Source organism: Pseudomonas sp. Pseusp11 (assembly GCF_047304405.1).
Classification (GTDB): domain Bacteria; phylum Pseudomonadota; class Gammaproteobacteria; order Pseudomonadales; family Pseudomonadaceae; genus Aquipseudomonas.
Map to the genome: position 1 here is coordinate 65,277 of NZ_JBGLZF010000006.1, position 14,262 is coordinate 79,538.

A 14,262-nucleotide genomic window follows, 5' to 3' on the forward strand; every position below is an offset into this window, starting at 1 on the left:
CACCTTATGCAAGAAGAGAACAGTGGATGTTCAGCCCAGCCAATCAGACGCCTTTCAGTTTGACCATCGACGGTTTTGCGCACGATTTTCAAGTACTCGCATTCACCGGAGATGAGGCGATCAGCAGGCCTTACCTCTTCAACGTTGAGCTTGTTAGCGAGCGGTCTGACCTGGATCTCGAAAGCCTCTTCGACGTAGAGGCTTTTCTGACCTTCGACACGAAGGGCAACGGCATCCATGGACGGGTCTATCACATCGCCCAAAGCGGTAAGGATCAGCGTTTGACACGCTACAATCTGGCCCTCGTACCGCACCTGTCCTACTTGCGCCACCGCATCAACCAGAGGATCTATCAACAGTTCTCGGTGCCGAAAATCGTCGCCTTGATACTGGAAGAACACGGGATTGTCGGTGAGGCTTATCGGTTTCATCTGGGGTCGACCTACCCCGAGCGCGACTACTGTACCCAGTACGATGAAACGGATTTGCACTTTATTCAGCGCTTGTGCGAAGAAGAAGGTATCCACTTCCACTTCCAACACAGCGCTCAAGGCCACGTGCTGGTCTTTGGCGATGATCAGGCAGCTTTTCCCAGGATTAGGCAACCCACTGCTTATGGACAAGAGAGCGATAGAGTGGCCAACGAGCCACTGATCAAGCGCTTCAACCTACGCCTGGGGAGAAACGAGCAACAGCCAGGCATGGAGAACGATAACAAGCTGAAGCCTTTCACAAGCCATGAGCACGGCAAGCAGATAAGTCTGCGTGCTATGGAGCGTCGCCACGCGGCTTATCGTCAAGCTGAAGGGCAAGGTGACCAGACCCGGTTAGTCAGTGGCCATGTTCTGAAGATCTCTGGCCACCCGCGCCAGGAATGGAACGACCTATGGTTACTGACTCAGGTCATCCACGAAGGCAAGCAACCACAGGTATTGAGCGAGAACGTCGCCAGTGGCAGCACAGACAACGAGGATGACTTTCATCAGGGTTACCGCAACCGCTTTATCGTTCTTCCGTGGGAGGTGTCCTATCGTCCGCCTTTGGCTCACAAGAAACCTCAGGCACCAAGCAACCACACCGCAGTGGTCATCGCTCTGGAAGACGAGGAGATCCAGGGTGATAGGCGCCTCGGAAGGGTCAAGGTCAAGTTCCCCTGGGACCGCGAAGGTAGATTTGACGACAAGAGTTGTTGTTGGCTGAGGGCGACCTCCAATTGGAGTTGTGAAATGACGCCCCCCCGAACGGGTATGGAAGTCATGGTTACATTTCTCGAAAACGACCCCGACCAACCGCTGATCAGCGGTTGCCTGTGCTGCCGCTGACCGCAAACCCTATAAGGGCAGCAACAGTCAGGTTGAAATAATTACTTAGTCAAGGGCACAAGCCAGCAGGTCGGTGATCCACCGGGCCTGCCGGGCGACGTCCTGCACCTTCTCCTCGGGCACGGCCTGCCGCGCCTTGGCGAAGTTGCTCAGGGTCCGCTGCTTCTCGCGCAACAGGCGCTGCCACTTGATCAGGAATGCCGGGCTGCGTGCCTGCATCTGCAGCGGACCGAAATACAGCTCCTCGGCGGTGTACATCACCGGCCCGGTGCGCTCGGCGACGATGATTTCGTAGTCGAAGCGGTTTTCCCGCAGCACTTCCTCGCAGAGGATGCAGTAACCATTTTCCATCAGCCATTGGCGCAGTGGCTGCTCGCCGCCGTTGGGTTGAAGGATCAGCCGCTCCTGGCCGCTCAGACGTGCCTTGCCGCTGTCGAGAATGTCGCGGATCGTCTCGCCGCCCATGCCGCAGATGCTGATTGCCGTGATCCCGTCTCCCGGCTCGATTGCCGTCAGGCCATTGGCCAGGCGCACGGTGATCCACTGGTCCAGGTCGTTCTCGCGCACGGTGCGTTCGGCCGAGCGAAATGGCGTCAATGCCAGCTCTCCGGCCACCGCCGCCACGATGGCACCACGGCGCATCAACGCCACCGGCAGGTAGCCGTGATCCGAGCCGATATCGGCCAGGCGCGCACCTGCTGGCACATGTGCCGCCACGCGCTCCAGGCGCATGGACAATGTCTGTTGGTTCAACTGCTGCCCCTTTTCACCACGAGCGTCCGGCACCTTTGACCAGATCGGCCCGCGATTCTGGCGAGCAACGCTGTGCATTTCAAATTTATGCGACCAGGGTCATGGCTCGACCCGCACCTACCGCTTGAGTATCGGCCCAAAGCGAACCCTGGTAATGGACCGCTTTGGGCCGACCTGAGACCTACTGCCGAGATGTCCAAACGGCCAGTTCATAGCCATCCGGATCAATGAAGTGGAATCTGCTTCCACCAGGGAACGAGAATATTTCGCGGGTGATAACAGCGCCCAAGGCTTTGAGGCGTTGCTGCGCCTCATCGAGATCATCCGAATACAAAATGATCAAAGGGCCACCAGGTCGAACCGGCTCTCCCGTAGTGAAGCCACCGGTAAGGCGACCATCACTGAATTCCGTATAGGTTGGGCCGTAGTCGATGAATGTCCAGCCGAACGCACTGCCGTAGAAAGCTTTGCTGCGGGCAATGTCGTCAACATTAAATTCAATATTGTCGATCTGCCGGTCTTTACCACGCACACTCATGGATGCCTCCTTGGCTGATTTCAAAGGAACAATGATATTGCAGCTGTCGGCAAGGAGCAGCCCCCTTCGGCGAAATGCAGACTTTAACGCTGGCACGCGGTTATGATCCGGGATAATCAGGTTCCCTTGGATCCACGCTTATGCCCACCTCGAAAATCCGCCCCTCACCCGCGCCGCTGCTCAAACCAAGAGAGACGGTGGTCTTGTTCGACGGTGTCTGCAAGCTGTGCAATGGCTGGGCGAGGTTCTTGATTCGCCATGACCGCCAGCAGCGCGTGCGGTTAGCGGCGGTTCAGTCACCCGAGGGACAAGCTCTGCTCGCGTGGGCAGGTTTACCCGTGAATCAGTTCGACACCATGGCGGTGATCCGCGACCGACACTACTGGGAGCGTTCGGATGCATTTTTCGAAGTCATCGCCCAGTTACCCGCACTCTGGCGCCCAGTGAACCTGTTGCGCATCTTCCCTCGCATGCTTCGAGATTGGGCATACGACCGCATTGCGCTTAATCGTTATCGGCTCTTCGGGAAATACGACACGTGCCTTTTGCCGGATCCTGATCATGAACAGCGCTTTTTGAAAGCGCCCCTATGAACGCCCTCACCCGCATTAACTGGATCGCCTCGCGTTCATGTTTGGCAGAGGTCTTGAGCCAGCCGATCCTGCTATCCCAATAGCCCAACCAGTTGCACCGGCGTCATCTTCGTCACCATCATCAGCACAATCACAAACATCCCGACAAAACCGACCACCCCCATCCACCACCATTTTTTGTACACGGATCGGTATTCATCATCGAGTCCGCTTCCGGCCTCAACTGCGCACGACGCCATCAGGTACAGCCGCTTCTGCAACACCAGCACCGGCAGCCAAAGCGAACCCACGCAGAAGAAGATAATCAACGAAGTCAGCACCCACTCCGTGGTCATGGGAAGTCCGGAGAGCCTCATCAGCAGGTAACCCGTGATGATCTGAACAAAGCCTGCCGGCGTGGTAATCCAGGTGTCGAAGCGCACGACCATTCGGGCCACATGCGCGATCACTTGAGGATTGGCCGTGCGGCTGGCAGCGATCAGGTAGAGGTAGGAGCCCATGCCGAATCCGAACAGGAAAATCGCGGCAATGATGTGGAGGTACTTCAGGCATAGATAGAGCATGTCAGCGCAGCTCGCCAGAGAACTGCACAGACAGGCTCAAATTGTCCGGATCGTTGATCGCTGCCATGTATTCATCGACGGTAATTTCGCCCACGCAAGCCCTGGCACCGGGTTGCGGCACATAGCCCTGGGTCATTTTTGCGGTCAAGGCTACGGATGCGCAGCTTGGAATTTGCGGTCCCTTGTCATTCATGGCCGTCAGTTGCACCGTCATGGCCAGCGGTTTCCCGTCAACTCCCCTGCCCTGAACGTCGATGTACATCGCGCTTTTGCCATCGCCGAAACGTTCAAACCGGGTCCCCAGCCGATGCAGTCTGGCGGCCCAAAGGGCATGGTCGCGAACCAGCCCGATCTTCAACGCCTGAGCCAGCAGATAGTTGGCGACACCACCCAGCTTCAAGCCCGCGCCGGCCTTGAAGCTCAGGGTTTGCGCGCCATAGCGGCTGGCGAAAATATCCATGTCCGGCACATCGACATTGGCCAGCACGCGAGTGCCCAGATGCGGCATCTTGCGCAGCGTCAGATCCTGCCAACCCGACACTTCATGCACCTTGCCATTCTTGAGTTGCCTGATCGGTTTACCAGCGTAGGCGAGTACGCCTTCGACGGTCGACAATCCCGGCATCTTCGCCGAAGAGGAAATGCCATGCTCGATCGAGTCGATACGACTGAAGCGATAGCGCTGCTGATCGATGATGGCTGACGATAGCGTCGGCACCGAACTGCAGCCACTGAGGATCGCCACTCCTGCCTGTTTCGCCAAGGCATCGAGTACGCCAACGCCGTTGACGAAGGTTCGGCAGTCAGACAGGTCGCAGTAGTTCACGCCAGCCTCGATGCAACTCTCGGCGACCGCATAGGATTGCCCCTGAAACGGGCCGCCAGTATGGATGACCAACTGGATGTCCATCGAGCCCAAAACGGATTTGAACTCAGTGCCCATGGCATTGCCGCACCAACTTTCGGCGACAGTGCCCGATTGGCTTTTCAACTCATCGACTTTGCGCTGCAACTTGTGTGGATCGCGGCCCGAGATCACCAGTTCCACATCAGGCATCACCGCCAAATGCCTGCAAACGATGCTACCGAAGTTTCCATAGCCACCGACCACCATCACCCTGAACACCATTCAACTCTTCCCTAACTGACAGGCTGCTTTCAGCCAATAATGACTGCTTTATGCCTGTAATGTCAGGCGGCTTCGCTACCCTTCATTGAGTCCCTCCCCGCACCGACCGTCGAACTTCAGCCTGTATGGCATAAGCCGGCGCCTCCACAGCATTGAAATCTTGTGTATAGCGCTGGGCAAATCCTTCTACTCCCCATTCCCGAAACTGCTGCACGTGCTTCAGTTCGTGAGCCCAGAGCGCGATGTCCTGTTCTGCGGTTTGAGTGTCCCGGAAGAGGATGATGTCGATCAGCGTCACGGCACCGACGTCGGGGTTTTGCAGCATGGAAGTGGCGGCGCTGAATTGGCCGTTGTCGCTCACTTTGTAGTGCGCGGCATCGAGGACGCTGGGGTCGTACCAGCGCAGCAGTTGCTCCCGGATGTGCGGTGGAATGGGTTGGATCTCGGCGCTGGCTGCTTCAGCGCGTGCCTGGGTCAGCCACAGCGCCAGGGCAGGTGCCGCGACCTGGTAGACGCCATCAGGCATCTGCCCCAAATCTGGCAGGCAGATGCAGCCGTTCAGGCACACTTGTTTCTCGCCAGGTGGGCAGGCGTTAGTCTGGGCTTGCACTACAGGAGTCAGGCCAAGAACAGACAGCGCCACCAGGCATGTAATGATGGGCGGCATCGGACCCTCCAGGGACGGAAGCAGGGCGGACAATCGACGACCCGCATAACTTTAGCGTATCCCTGTCGGGTCTCTTTTCGATGGATGCTTGGGGTCTTTTGCTGCCCGCCCGGAGAAGCCTCTTTCGAGCCTCGCCCTCTCCCCGTCCTAAAGGTTTTGATGGTCAAGCCGATCAGATGAACTCGATACTCAGATACCGACGAAGGACCGTCTCCCCTCGATATTTCTTGGCCTTCGACTACCACGGGCATTGTCTCGACCACGTCGCAACAATGTCAAAACCTCGATCCCCTCACAAGATGCATCCGCTATCACGATGAATTACGGGTGCGCCAAGGAGCTGTTTGCAGTGAATCTTCTATTTCGCCTGGCGGGTGTTGCCATCGCTGTGACCCTGGCGGGTTGTGCCCTGCAAGGCAACGGGATGGCCAACTACTATAAGCGCAACGCTGCCGAGCAGGAGGCGCAAAATCGAGCCATGGCGACCCGAGTACAATCCCGGCCGCTGCCGTTGGATAGCACTTTCAGACTCGACCAAACTGCCGTGCTGACGGTTGACGTACCGGCTGAAGGCACCGAGCCAGCTACCCAGGCCCGGCTTTTCGCGACCTGCGGTTCGTTGACATTGGCGATGGATTATCGACAGGCAAAGAGGTGGAGCAGTCCCTATGTTCTGCCAGCAGACAAGGCGCGGAACATCGCTCAGCAGATGTGCCAAGCGGTCCGAGACAGCGTTTGGAAGCAGCTTCCCGGTGACAGCGAAGACCTTTTGTTATTGGACCCTGGCACCCTGGGCATCGTGAATTCCCGACGCTCGATCTGGGCGGGCATCGACTTCAGGCGCACCCGTCTGGACGAAAGCGAAGGAAAGCCCTACGACCGCCAGTTCGAGCGTGTCGAGGTGGACTGTGCAACCCGCCAGGCCAGCACTCGCCAGGCTTATCGTTTAGGCGATCAGATTTTGCTGCCGCCGCCCGTTAAGCCAATCGACAGTGCATTGGACACTGAACAACGTGCCCGGCTAATTGGCGCCATGTGCGCCGAGCCCACCAACCTGGCGAAACTCGCCACGCCAGTCACTCGGCAAAAATTGCCGCCGGACATGCGTACACCGGAGCTACCGGCGACATTGTTGGCACAGGTCAGCGCCCTCCCCCTGGGACAACCGACCCACACGCTCAACCATTTGCAATTCACCTACAACGCTAGCTCTCCGCTCGTGCCGCGCGCCGTGGTCAACGACCATCCAATGGACTTGTATTTGCAATCGGGCCCGGCCCGCGGCATATGGCGTGAGCAAGCGACGGGAGCACTGGGCAGCCAGCGTGTAAGCCTACGCTGGCGTGGGCTGATCGAACTCGCCGCGACGAGCAGCACTGAGCTCGCTGGCAAAACCGACCAGCAAAGCACCCTCACGAACATCGACCTGGATGGTGATTGGCAAAAACTCAAACCTGGGAGTGTTGTCACTTACAGCAAACACTTCACTCAGAGCACCGGCAAACCATTCGTGCAGAAATTTGAGTGTTCGGTAGGCGAATCCCTTCCCGCCACACATACAGTCGCCTCACTGCAAGGCATGGCCCGCAAGGTTACTTGCGTCACCAATAATGCCCTGCAGACAAGTAACGAATACCTCTATCTAGAGGCCTATGATCTGTTCGTGGAAACCGCCGATATTTCTAAACTCATAGTCCAGGTCAACACGCTCAGGGCGGCAGAATAATGCGCAATCACGGGCGTATTGGGTCGATTGCAGCCCTTCGCAACAGATGTCACCGACTAGAAACGGACCTCAACGATCAATACAAGCAGTAACCGCCACGCAGGTCACGCCCCCTTGCCAACCAGATACCGTGCAGATACTGTCCACTTTATGAATCAGCCACGCATTGCCTCGACCACCACGACCACGACCGCCCAAGGCGGGTCGTGAGAGGTGTCGTGAGCCAATAACGCACGAACTTCAAAGGCCCGCCAGCGATGGACAGGGCCTTTTCTTTTGCCCTTGTGTCGCTGGTCCAAACGCAAGGAAAGCACTATGTACGCACTGTTGATTCTCGATATGCAGGTTGGATTGTTTCATGGTCCGGATAAACCATGGGCTGGCGAAGCGCTGCTGAACACTTTGAACAACCTGTTGAGCAAGGCCCGCACGGCTGGCGCGCCAATTTTCCTTGCTCGCCACGTCGGCCCACCTGGCTCGCCAATCGAACCTGCAAGCCCGTTGGCGCAACTGGTACAGGAACTGCTGCTACAAGGCGACGAAGTAATCTTCGAAAAAAACCGACCCAACGCTTTCGCCATGACTGACCTGGCCGACCGGCTAAAGACTTGTGGATCTCAAGGTGTGGTTATTGCCGGAATGAAGACCCAGTATTGTGTCGACAGCACCTGCCGCGCCGCACGCGATCTTGGATTCGATGCAGTACTGATCGCCGATGGTCATACCTGCACCGATACCCCTGAGTTGAAGGCCGAACATATCATCGCTCATCACAATGCGACCCTGGCGGGTCCATTCTGTCGCGTCGTTCGCGCTGAGGACTGGCATTTTTAACCGTTTACATCGCCGTGGAAGAAACCGCATCGGCCAACCCAAAACGTACCTTGAGCAAACGCGGCTAGGCGCGTTTACACCGCTATAGTCGATTCTATTGCCGACCGTACTTCCAGGAGCCTTTTCCCAGTGTCTGACATGCCGAGCAACTTCGCCTACACAAAACGCTTCAACGCCGTACTCGCCTACATCGATGCCAATCTTGAAGGTGACCTGTCGGTGAAGACGTTGAGTCATGTGGCGAACTTTTCGGTGTTTCACTTCCATCGACAATTCAGCGCGTTCGCAGGTGTGCCGGTCTCACGTTATGTGCAACTGATGCGGCTACGACGCGCGGCACATCGCCTGGCCTCCCTCGCTGATCACTCGGTACTGGACGCGGCGCTCGGTGCCGGCTTTGAAAGCCCCGAGGCATTTTGCAGGGCGTTCAGGCGGGCGTTCGGTATGACCCCGAGTGCGTTCAGGAAGGAACCGAACTGGCAGGTCTGGAATGCGGTATTCGCCATCCCTCATTTTTCCAGGACTATCATCATGCAAGTACGAATCGTGGAATTCCCAGAAGTCAGGGTCGCAGCGCTTGAGCACTGCGGACCACCCGGGCTCGTCAATGAGAGCGTGCGCAAGTTCATCGAGTGGCGCATGCAGAGCGGACAGTCGCCGGTGGCATCGAGTCGCAGCTTTGGCATTCCCTATGGCAACCCCGACACGACACCTGCACAAGCATTCCGCTTCGCCATCTGCGGCGAGATTCACGAGGCTGTGGCGCCGAATGAGTTCGGCGTACGCGAGATCATCATTCCTGGCGGTCGCTGCGTCGTGGTGCGACATACGGGGTCACCGGATCACATCGGCGAAACGATCTATCCGATTTACCGCGATTGGCTTCCTGCCAGTGGCGAGGAACTCCGTGACCACCCGCTGTTCTTCAATTACCTGAGCGTCTATCCCGAGACGCCGCAGGATCAATGGCAAACTGACGTGTATGTTCCGCTTCAATAGCGGAGCGAGCAGCTTTCGACCCTGACGGACATTGACGAGTGTCCGCTCAGGGTTGGCATCCACATCAACGACGACAGCTTCTTTGCCCGTAACCCAGGGCCTGTTAACGCTTCGCGACAAAGTCAACGAGGGGAAAGCGCAAACCCGCGAAATCCTCGACTGCAGAAAGCCATCCTGACCGGTCGCTTTCCAGTCCCATTGGCAAGTTTTCAAACCCTGTACTACTGTCATCTCGTGCTGGATGCTCGGGATCGCGGACGTTCGATCTCCCCCAAGGTCATGGAATGAAGACCCCATCGTGAACACACAAGTGTTCCAACCGCTGTGCATACGACGTGTACGACGAGCCCAATGTGGCTCCGGTTCACAGGGAGGTGCTTATGGTAGTTTCAGGTCTAAAGTTTCGGCAGCAAATGCTGAGTATTCACCAATGTATTGATATAAAACATTCTGCTTTTCTCCCCTACCTCCCCTCGCATCCTGGCTCCCTATTTCAGCCCGCTACGTACCAGTAATTGAGCATGCGCAGAGTGCACTGCCTGAGCATGTGCCTAGTGTTGTTGCCTGCCTGCCGGCATGGTTATGGCTGATGACATTCCATTTCCCGGAGGTACTGCTCGAGATGTACAGTCAATACTAGGCACAACCACCTTTTTCATCCCCCAAGGTGGCCCGATTCATGGACCTGTACTGTATGCACTCCCCAAGTACAGCGGGCAATGATGCGAAGAGAAAATGATGAATACTATTAAAGGCAGCGCACCAAAAACCACTATCAAAAAAATACTGCTTTGGATGCTACTACTCGCCATAACATCATACGTCACATCATGCATATTTATTTCAAAACAGAAAAGCATAGCTTTTGAAGCAATCAATATTGGCGATACACAAGGGGTTGTTATCAACCGACTCGGGATCCCTTCTCATGTAGAAAAACCAAGCACTTTATTTACCCGCTACGCATCGCACCACTGTCAACATCCTTGCGTTGAGCGACTATGGTTTGAAAACCGTTTATCCTTTGATATAGAAGCATGGTCGATAGAACTGGATGAAGGTGGCCGAGTAGTTAAGAAAGCTTATTGGGCATCGCCATAACTGGCCATGTACTGCTCTTTGAAACGCGCTTAATCCTAGTGTAGGAACTGGACCATGAGTCAACTAGAAAAAAGGAGCAAATTAGGAGTCCGTATTGCATTAACTATTGTCTTGTTATTGACATGCATTGTTTTTTTTATTGGCATTGAGCTGTATTCTGGAATTGCACCACAAAAAGCCGTTGGCCACCCCGATTCCGGCCAACTTAAGCTTTATGTATTATTTCCAGCCGCATCAGTTCTTATTAGCGCTTTAATGCTGACCTTCTCAAAAAAACTGCCGAACTGGTTGTTGATTGTTTTTATACCGATTCAATTCATCGCTATTATTACGGTTTTTATTTTTTTTGGTGGTGGTGTGTAAGGGCGTCGCTTGTCGGGAAATGGAATTAACGCTACCGCTGGCTACTGGGGGGCGTTTCTGATTCGTGGTCACTAGGTAATGGGTCCGCATCAGGGTTTGGATTCGTTTCTCCACAACTAGGTGCTAGTTATAACTACTCCTTCCTGGCTGCATGGAAGATTGGATCAGGATGGTGAGAATGAAGAGTATTGGGCTGTTAGTTTTTATTATATCAATGTGCTTACTGGGAATAATGTGCTTGTTTTTTTTCTGAGAAAACGCAAGGCATTATAATCAAGTTGATTGACCAGGCAGGCGCATCAAAAAATTACCCATTCAAGAGCCTGATCAGGTCAAGCAATTATCTATATATTCTTAGATCAGTTGGCGCATTAGCTCTTCTAATGTCTTTTTTCTTAACATGGGGACTGATAAATAACTTATAAAAAATATACACACAGATGGAGATCACTCCTGGCATCTGCATGGAAATACCCCACCCCGGCGAGCTTCCAGATCAGAAAGCATGTCCGGCCCGGCCATTGGCTTGCCCGCAATTGGTGCGGTGCTAGCGGGCGAAAGTGAGCCATCAAAGTCAGGGTGTAAAAATGACCGACGGAAGCGAACACTTATTTATCGGAAGGCTGGCAATCCTGCCATTTGCCTTTGTTCAGTGGGGCGTTTTGCTTTGGTATGTGAGTTCATTGCGGCGATTACGTGACAATTTTCTGAAAAGATTAATAGGAGGAGCCGTATCTATTGCGACCATTTTCGCAGTGACATTCGGACAAATGGAAGCTTACACAATAATCACTTCTATGCCGCACCCAATGACTGACAACTTTTTCTTTATTGCATTCTCCATCGAGCACGCCGCGTCCATCTTCCTTATCTTCTACGCTGCAATTAAAAGACGAAACCACCGAAGGAGAGGGATATACCGATAGCGGCTCACAAGATCAATCTGTAATCAGAGGCAATCTGGCGATACAAAATCTGGGAGGTGAGAGAATGAATGCACTTAAACGCGTCGTGGGAGTACTGGCCTTAGGCTTTTGGTTTTCTTCATTTTTTGCCTGGAAATACTTTGATGCTCACGGACTGAGAACGCCGGATCTTCAAAGTGGAAAAACCTACCCGCTGGATACGCACGGTTCGGTTGTATATCTAACGTCCCATGAGCATTACTTTTTGTACGGTTTGATCATCGCTGGCATAGTGTTTTTCTTGCTCAGCGCTGTTTTTTATTTTGTCGGGAGCAAGCGACCATAGTTTGTTGCCAGTGGACACAATGAAGAAGCACCCTGGCGCTAACCAGCAAAATTTCACTCTACGACAGTCGATGGCCCACGCTCTTCCTTAGCGCCACGGTTTATGGGGGTCAGTCTCGACATCCGCTCGCAGTGACCACGTAGAGCCTGGACCAATCGGCTAGTCAGCGTGGCAATGCCGAGCGCCCTCCCTCAGCCCTCCTCGGCAAATGCATCCTTGATAAATGCCTCCAGCTCTTTCTCTTCAAGCAGTTCAATAGAAAAATGCCCGAAGCGTTTCGGTAACCAGAGTATGCGTGTCCCACTTGGCGACTGGAGATTATCGCGAGACAGCGGCTTGCCGTTTTCATCTTCCGGCTGGACGCCTGCGTCGATCAATTCGTCGTAGGCTGCCTCGATGTCCGGTGTGGAATAGCAGTGCCGGTAGATGGTGCCTTCGCCGTTGGCGTCCATCAGAGCCTTGAGATTTCCGGTAAACGGTTGCACCAGCATAAGGCGCTCCGTACCAAACATGACGATCGCATAGCGCACATGCAAACCGTTGCGCTGCCAATCAAGTGTCTTTGAAATTTTGGCGCTGAAGATACGGGCGTAATACCTGCACGCTTCCTCGAGGTCTTTGACGAGAACATCAACGTGGCTGAACTTTAATTTCAATGGCCCCCTGGCGGGTATCGAGGTCGCCGAGTGGGTCAACTTCTCTATCAGCGCGGCGACGTCCTTCGCACCGTAACACCGGAATTTAACGCTGCCCGCGTCGGTATCCAGACGGACGATCTTCGTCACAAACCCACCTTCAACGCTGACCTTTCGGATCATTGCCAATGGGAGTTCAATATCCAGGGTCCCATCCTGAACGAGGCGGTTCATGGCATTGGCGTTCAAGCGAACCATGGTTTCGGTAACCACCAACTTTCCGCCAACCCACAACCCTCCGTATGCGTTCTTGAAGGCCTCCAGCACCCCAGCCAACGCACCCACACTGCCACTCCCGGCTATGGAGAACAGATCGTCCACGTTGTCGTGATTCAACTGGGCGTCGGCCACCAGAAAACCGACCAGCTTCGACTTCAAAATCCCTTCGGCCATCCACATATCTCCATAATTTGAGTAGTCGTAGTTAACCAGAAACAGGCTCTGTGCGCCCCGCTGTGTATCACAGTGTGTCTGATTAGCCTCTTGATACATGATTTTTCACCAGGCCTGCGATTCGACACAGGCCAGATACGTCGCCGCGTTCAAATGCAAGCAAGGTTTCGAGGGGATCAGCCAGAACCCCTGGCCAACGGCTTGCAACGGAGACATCACATGAAGATGGCACTGCAGAACAAAACCGGCAAAACCCGCCACCGCCTGCTCGGTTCATCGATCCTCGCGTTTACCCTGTTCGGTATTCTCGGCGCGGCCCACGCACAAACGACCGCCGCGGCGCAGCCAACCTCGGTCAATGCTGGTGCCACTCATGCAACACCCTCCCCGTTCGGCCCGCTCAAGCATGTCAACGCCGGCCTGCTGGACGTGGCATACGCCGAAACAGGCCCGGCTAATGGGCCAGTGGTGATTCTTCTGCACGGCTGGCCGTACGACATTCACAGCTATGACGAGGTCGCCCCGTTGCTTGCCGCGAAGGGCTATCGAGTGCTGATGCCGTATGCGCGTGGCTATGGCGATACGCATTTTCTGTCCGATAAAACCGTTCGCAATGGCCAACCGGCTGCGCTGGCCAGTGACGTCATCGACTTCATGGATGCGCTGAAGATCAAACAAGCCGTGCTCGGTGGTTACGATTGGGGCGCACGCTCGGCCGACATCGTCTCGGCGCTGTGGCCAGAACGGGTCAAGGCGCTGGTCTCGGTCAGCGGATATCTGATCGGCAATCAGGCGGCCGGCAAGAACCCGCTGCCACCCAAGGCTGAATTGCAGTGGTGGTATCAGTTTTACTTCGCCACCGATCGCGGTCGCGCCGGGTACGAGAAAAACACCCACGACTTCGCCAAGTTGATATGGCAACTGGCTTCGCCGAAATGGGCGTTCGACGACGCCACTTTCGACCGCAGCGCCAAGGCGCTGGAAAATCCCGACCATGTCGACATCACCGTGTTCAACTACCGCTGGCGCCTGGGCCTGGTCCAGGGCGAGAGCCGATACGAAGCGCTGGAGCAGAAACTGGCCACGGCGCCTTCCATCAGCGTGCCGACCATCACCCTTGAAGGCGATGCCAACGGTGCGCCGCACCCGGCCCCCGAGGATTACGCCAAGCGCTTCACCGGCAAATACGAGTTCCGGCTGATCAGCGGCGGCATCGGCCACAACCTGCCGCAGGAAGATCCGCAGGCGTTCGCCAAGGCTGTGATTGATGCGGATCACCTTTGAGGTTATCTGACATCCATGCACTTGCCCCGCTGAACACCTTCACAACAACGG

Annotated in this window: 15 protein-coding genes; 9 read left to right on the top strand and 6 right to left on the bottom strand. The window is 55.2% G+C overall.

Going from position 1 to position 14,262, the window contains the following annotated elements:
* Positions 1 to 26 precede the first annotated feature (26 nt).
* The gene (tssI, locus tag ACCC96_RS06855; protein WP_019648568.1) at positions 27 to 1,322 is read left to right on the top strand and encodes a type VI secretion system tip protein TssI/VgrG; all 1,296 of its coding nucleotides are present in this window, start codon (positions 27 to 29) and stop codon (positions 1,320 to 1,322) included.
* A 45-nt stretch (positions 1,323 to 1,367) separates the two neighbouring features.
* Here the strand turns inward: tssI and ACCC96_RS06860 are convergent, their stop codons facing one another.
* Both ACCC96_RS06860 and ACCC96_RS06865 read right to left on the bottom strand, forming a co-directional pair.
* Positions 1,368 to 2,075, bottom strand: a complete 708-nt coding sequence (locus ACCC96_RS06860) for a tRNA (adenine(22)-N(1))-methyltransferase TrmK (protein WP_026345748.1) — start codon at positions 2,073 to 2,075, stop codon at positions 1,368 to 1,370.
* 181 nt (positions 2,076 to 2,256) lie between these two features.
* Positions 2,257 to 2,613, bottom strand: coding sequence for a VOC family protein (locus ACCC96_RS06865; RefSeq protein WP_413695289.1), 357 nt, complete (start codon positions 2,611 to 2,613; stop codon positions 2,257 to 2,259).
* Between the two features lie 140 nt (positions 2,614 to 2,753).
* Between ACCC96_RS06865 and ACCC96_RS06870 the strand changes: the two genes are divergently transcribed.
* Positions 2,754 to 3,206, top strand: coding sequence for a thiol-disulfide oxidoreductase DCC family protein (locus ACCC96_RS06870; RefSeq protein WP_413695290.1), 453 nt, complete (start codon positions 2,754 to 2,756; stop codon positions 3,204 to 3,206).
* A gap of 71 nt (positions 3,207 to 3,277) precedes the next feature.
* Here ACCC96_RS06870 and ACCC96_RS06875 read toward each other — a convergent pair whose 3' ends face one another.
* From ACCC96_RS06875 to ACCC96_RS06885, 3 genes are all read right to left on the bottom strand, one after another.
* Entirely contained in the window at positions 3,278 to 3,769 is a 492-nt protein-coding gene (locus ACCC96_RS06875) for a DUF2269 family protein (protein WP_018925626.1), read from the bottom strand.
* Position 3,770: 1 nt separating this feature from the next.
* Positions 3,771 to 4,898, bottom strand: a complete 1,128-nt coding sequence (locus ACCC96_RS06880) for a saccharopine dehydrogenase NADP-binding domain-containing protein (RefSeq protein ID WP_019648564.1) — start codon at positions 4,896 to 4,898, stop codon at positions 3,771 to 3,773.
* Between the two features lie 82 nt (positions 4,899 to 4,980).
* Complete coding sequence (locus ACCC96_RS06885; protein ID WP_413695291.1) at positions 4,981 to 5,565, bottom strand: DUF4157 domain-containing protein; 585 nt, start codon at positions 5,563 to 5,565, stop codon at positions 4,981 to 4,983.
* 349 nt (positions 5,566 to 5,914) lie between these two features.
* Between ACCC96_RS06885 and ACCC96_RS06890 the strand changes: the two genes are divergently transcribed.
* The 6 genes from ACCC96_RS06890 to ACCC96_RS06915 all read left to right on the top strand — a co-directional run bounded on the left by ACCC96_RS06890 (position 5,915) and on the right by ACCC96_RS06915 (position 11,839).
* Positions 5,915 to 7,291: a hypothetical protein gene (locus ACCC96_RS06890; RefSeq protein ID WP_019648562.1), complete on the top strand. Its 1,377-nt coding sequence runs from the start codon at positions 5,915 to 5,917 to the stop codon at positions 7,289 to 7,291.
* A 315-nt stretch (positions 7,292 to 7,606) separates the two neighbouring features.
* Positions 7,607 to 8,125 carry an isochorismatase family protein gene (locus ACCC96_RS06895; protein WP_019648561.1) on the top strand — a complete coding sequence of 173 codons (519 nt, stop codon included), beginning with the start codon at positions 7,607 to 7,609 and terminating at the stop codon, positions 8,123 to 8,125.
* Between the two features lie 129 nt (positions 8,126 to 8,254).
* Complete coding sequence (locus ACCC96_RS06900; RefSeq protein WP_026345745.1) at positions 8,255 to 9,124, top strand: AraC family transcriptional regulator; 870 nt, start codon at positions 8,255 to 8,257, stop codon at positions 9,122 to 9,124.
* 738 nt (positions 9,125 to 9,862) lie between these two features.
* Entirely contained in the window at positions 9,863 to 10,225 is a 363-nt protein-coding gene (locus ACCC96_RS06905) for a hypothetical protein (RefSeq protein ID WP_413695292.1), read from the top strand.
* A 54-nt stretch (positions 10,226 to 10,279) separates the two neighbouring features.
* A complete protein-coding gene (locus ACCC96_RS06910) occupies positions 10,280 to 10,588 on the top strand; it encodes a hypothetical protein (RefSeq protein WP_413695293.1) in 309 nt (102 codons plus the stop codon).
* Positions 10,589 to 11,578: 990 nt separating this feature from the next.
* On the top strand, positions 11,579 to 11,839 hold the full coding sequence (locus ACCC96_RS06915; protein ID WP_413695294.1) for a hypothetical protein: 261 nt from the start codon (positions 11,579 to 11,581) through the stop codon (positions 11,837 to 11,839).
* Positions 11,840 to 12,030: 191 nt separating this feature from the next.
* On the opposite strand, the gene ACCC96_RS06920 is transcribed toward ACCC96_RS06915, so the two are convergent.
* Positions 12,031 to 12,495, bottom strand: a complete 465-nt coding sequence (locus tag ACCC96_RS06920; protein WP_413695370.1) for a VOC family protein — start codon at positions 12,493 to 12,495, stop codon at positions 12,031 to 12,033.
* Positions 12,496 to 13,146: 651 nt separating this feature from the next.
* On the opposite strand from ACCC96_RS06920, the gene ACCC96_RS06925 reads away from it, so the two are divergent.
* Positions 13,147 to 14,211 (top strand): alpha/beta fold hydrolase, encoded by a 1,065-nt coding sequence (locus ACCC96_RS06925; RefSeq protein ID WP_413695295.1) that lies wholly within the window; start codon positions 13,147 to 13,149, stop codon positions 14,209 to 14,211.
* The last annotated feature ends 51 nt before the right edge of the window (positions 14,212 to 14,262 follow it).

Coding starts and splice junctions, on each gene's coding strand:
- ACCC96_RS06895 (WP_019648561.1), top strand. CDS start 7,607: ATGTACGCACTGTTGATTCTCGATATGCAGGTTGGATTGTTTCATGGT.
- ACCC96_RS06870 (WP_413695290.1), top strand. CDS start 2,754: ATGCCCACCTCGAAAATCCGCCCCTCACCCGCGCCGCTGCTCAAACCA.
- ACCC96_RS06875 (WP_018925626.1), bottom strand. CDS start 3,769: ATGCTCTATCTATGCCTGAAGTACCTCCACATCATTGCCGCGATTTTC.
- ACCC96_RS06915 (WP_413695294.1), top strand. CDS start 11,579: ATGAATGCACTTAAACGCGTCGTGGGAGTACTGGCCTTAGGCTTTTGG.
- ACCC96_RS06880 (WP_019648564.1), bottom strand. CDS start 4,898: ATGGTGTTCAGGGTGATGGTGGTCGGTGGCTATGGAAACTTCGGTAGC.
- tssI (WP_019648568.1), top strand. CDS start 27: ATGTTCAGCCCAGCCAATCAGACGCCTTTCAGTTTGACCATCGACGGT.
- ACCC96_RS06865 (WP_413695289.1), bottom strand. CDS start 2,613: ATGAGTGTGCGTGGTAAAGACCGGCAGATCGACAATATTGAATTTAAT.
- ACCC96_RS06885 (WP_413695291.1), bottom strand. CDS start 5,565: ATGCCGCCCATCATTACATGCCTGGTGGCGCTGTCTGTTCTTGGCCTG.
- ACCC96_RS06925 (WP_413695295.1), top strand. CDS start 13,147: ATGAAGATGGCACTGCAGAACAAAACCGGCAAAACCCGCCACCGCCTG.
- ACCC96_RS06905 (WP_413695292.1), top strand. CDS start 9,863: ATGAATACTATTAAAGGCAGCGCACCAAAAACCACTATCAAAAAAATA.
- ACCC96_RS06910 (WP_413695293.1), top strand. CDS start 10,280: ATGAGTCAACTAGAAAAAAGGAGCAAATTAGGAGTCCGTATTGCATTA.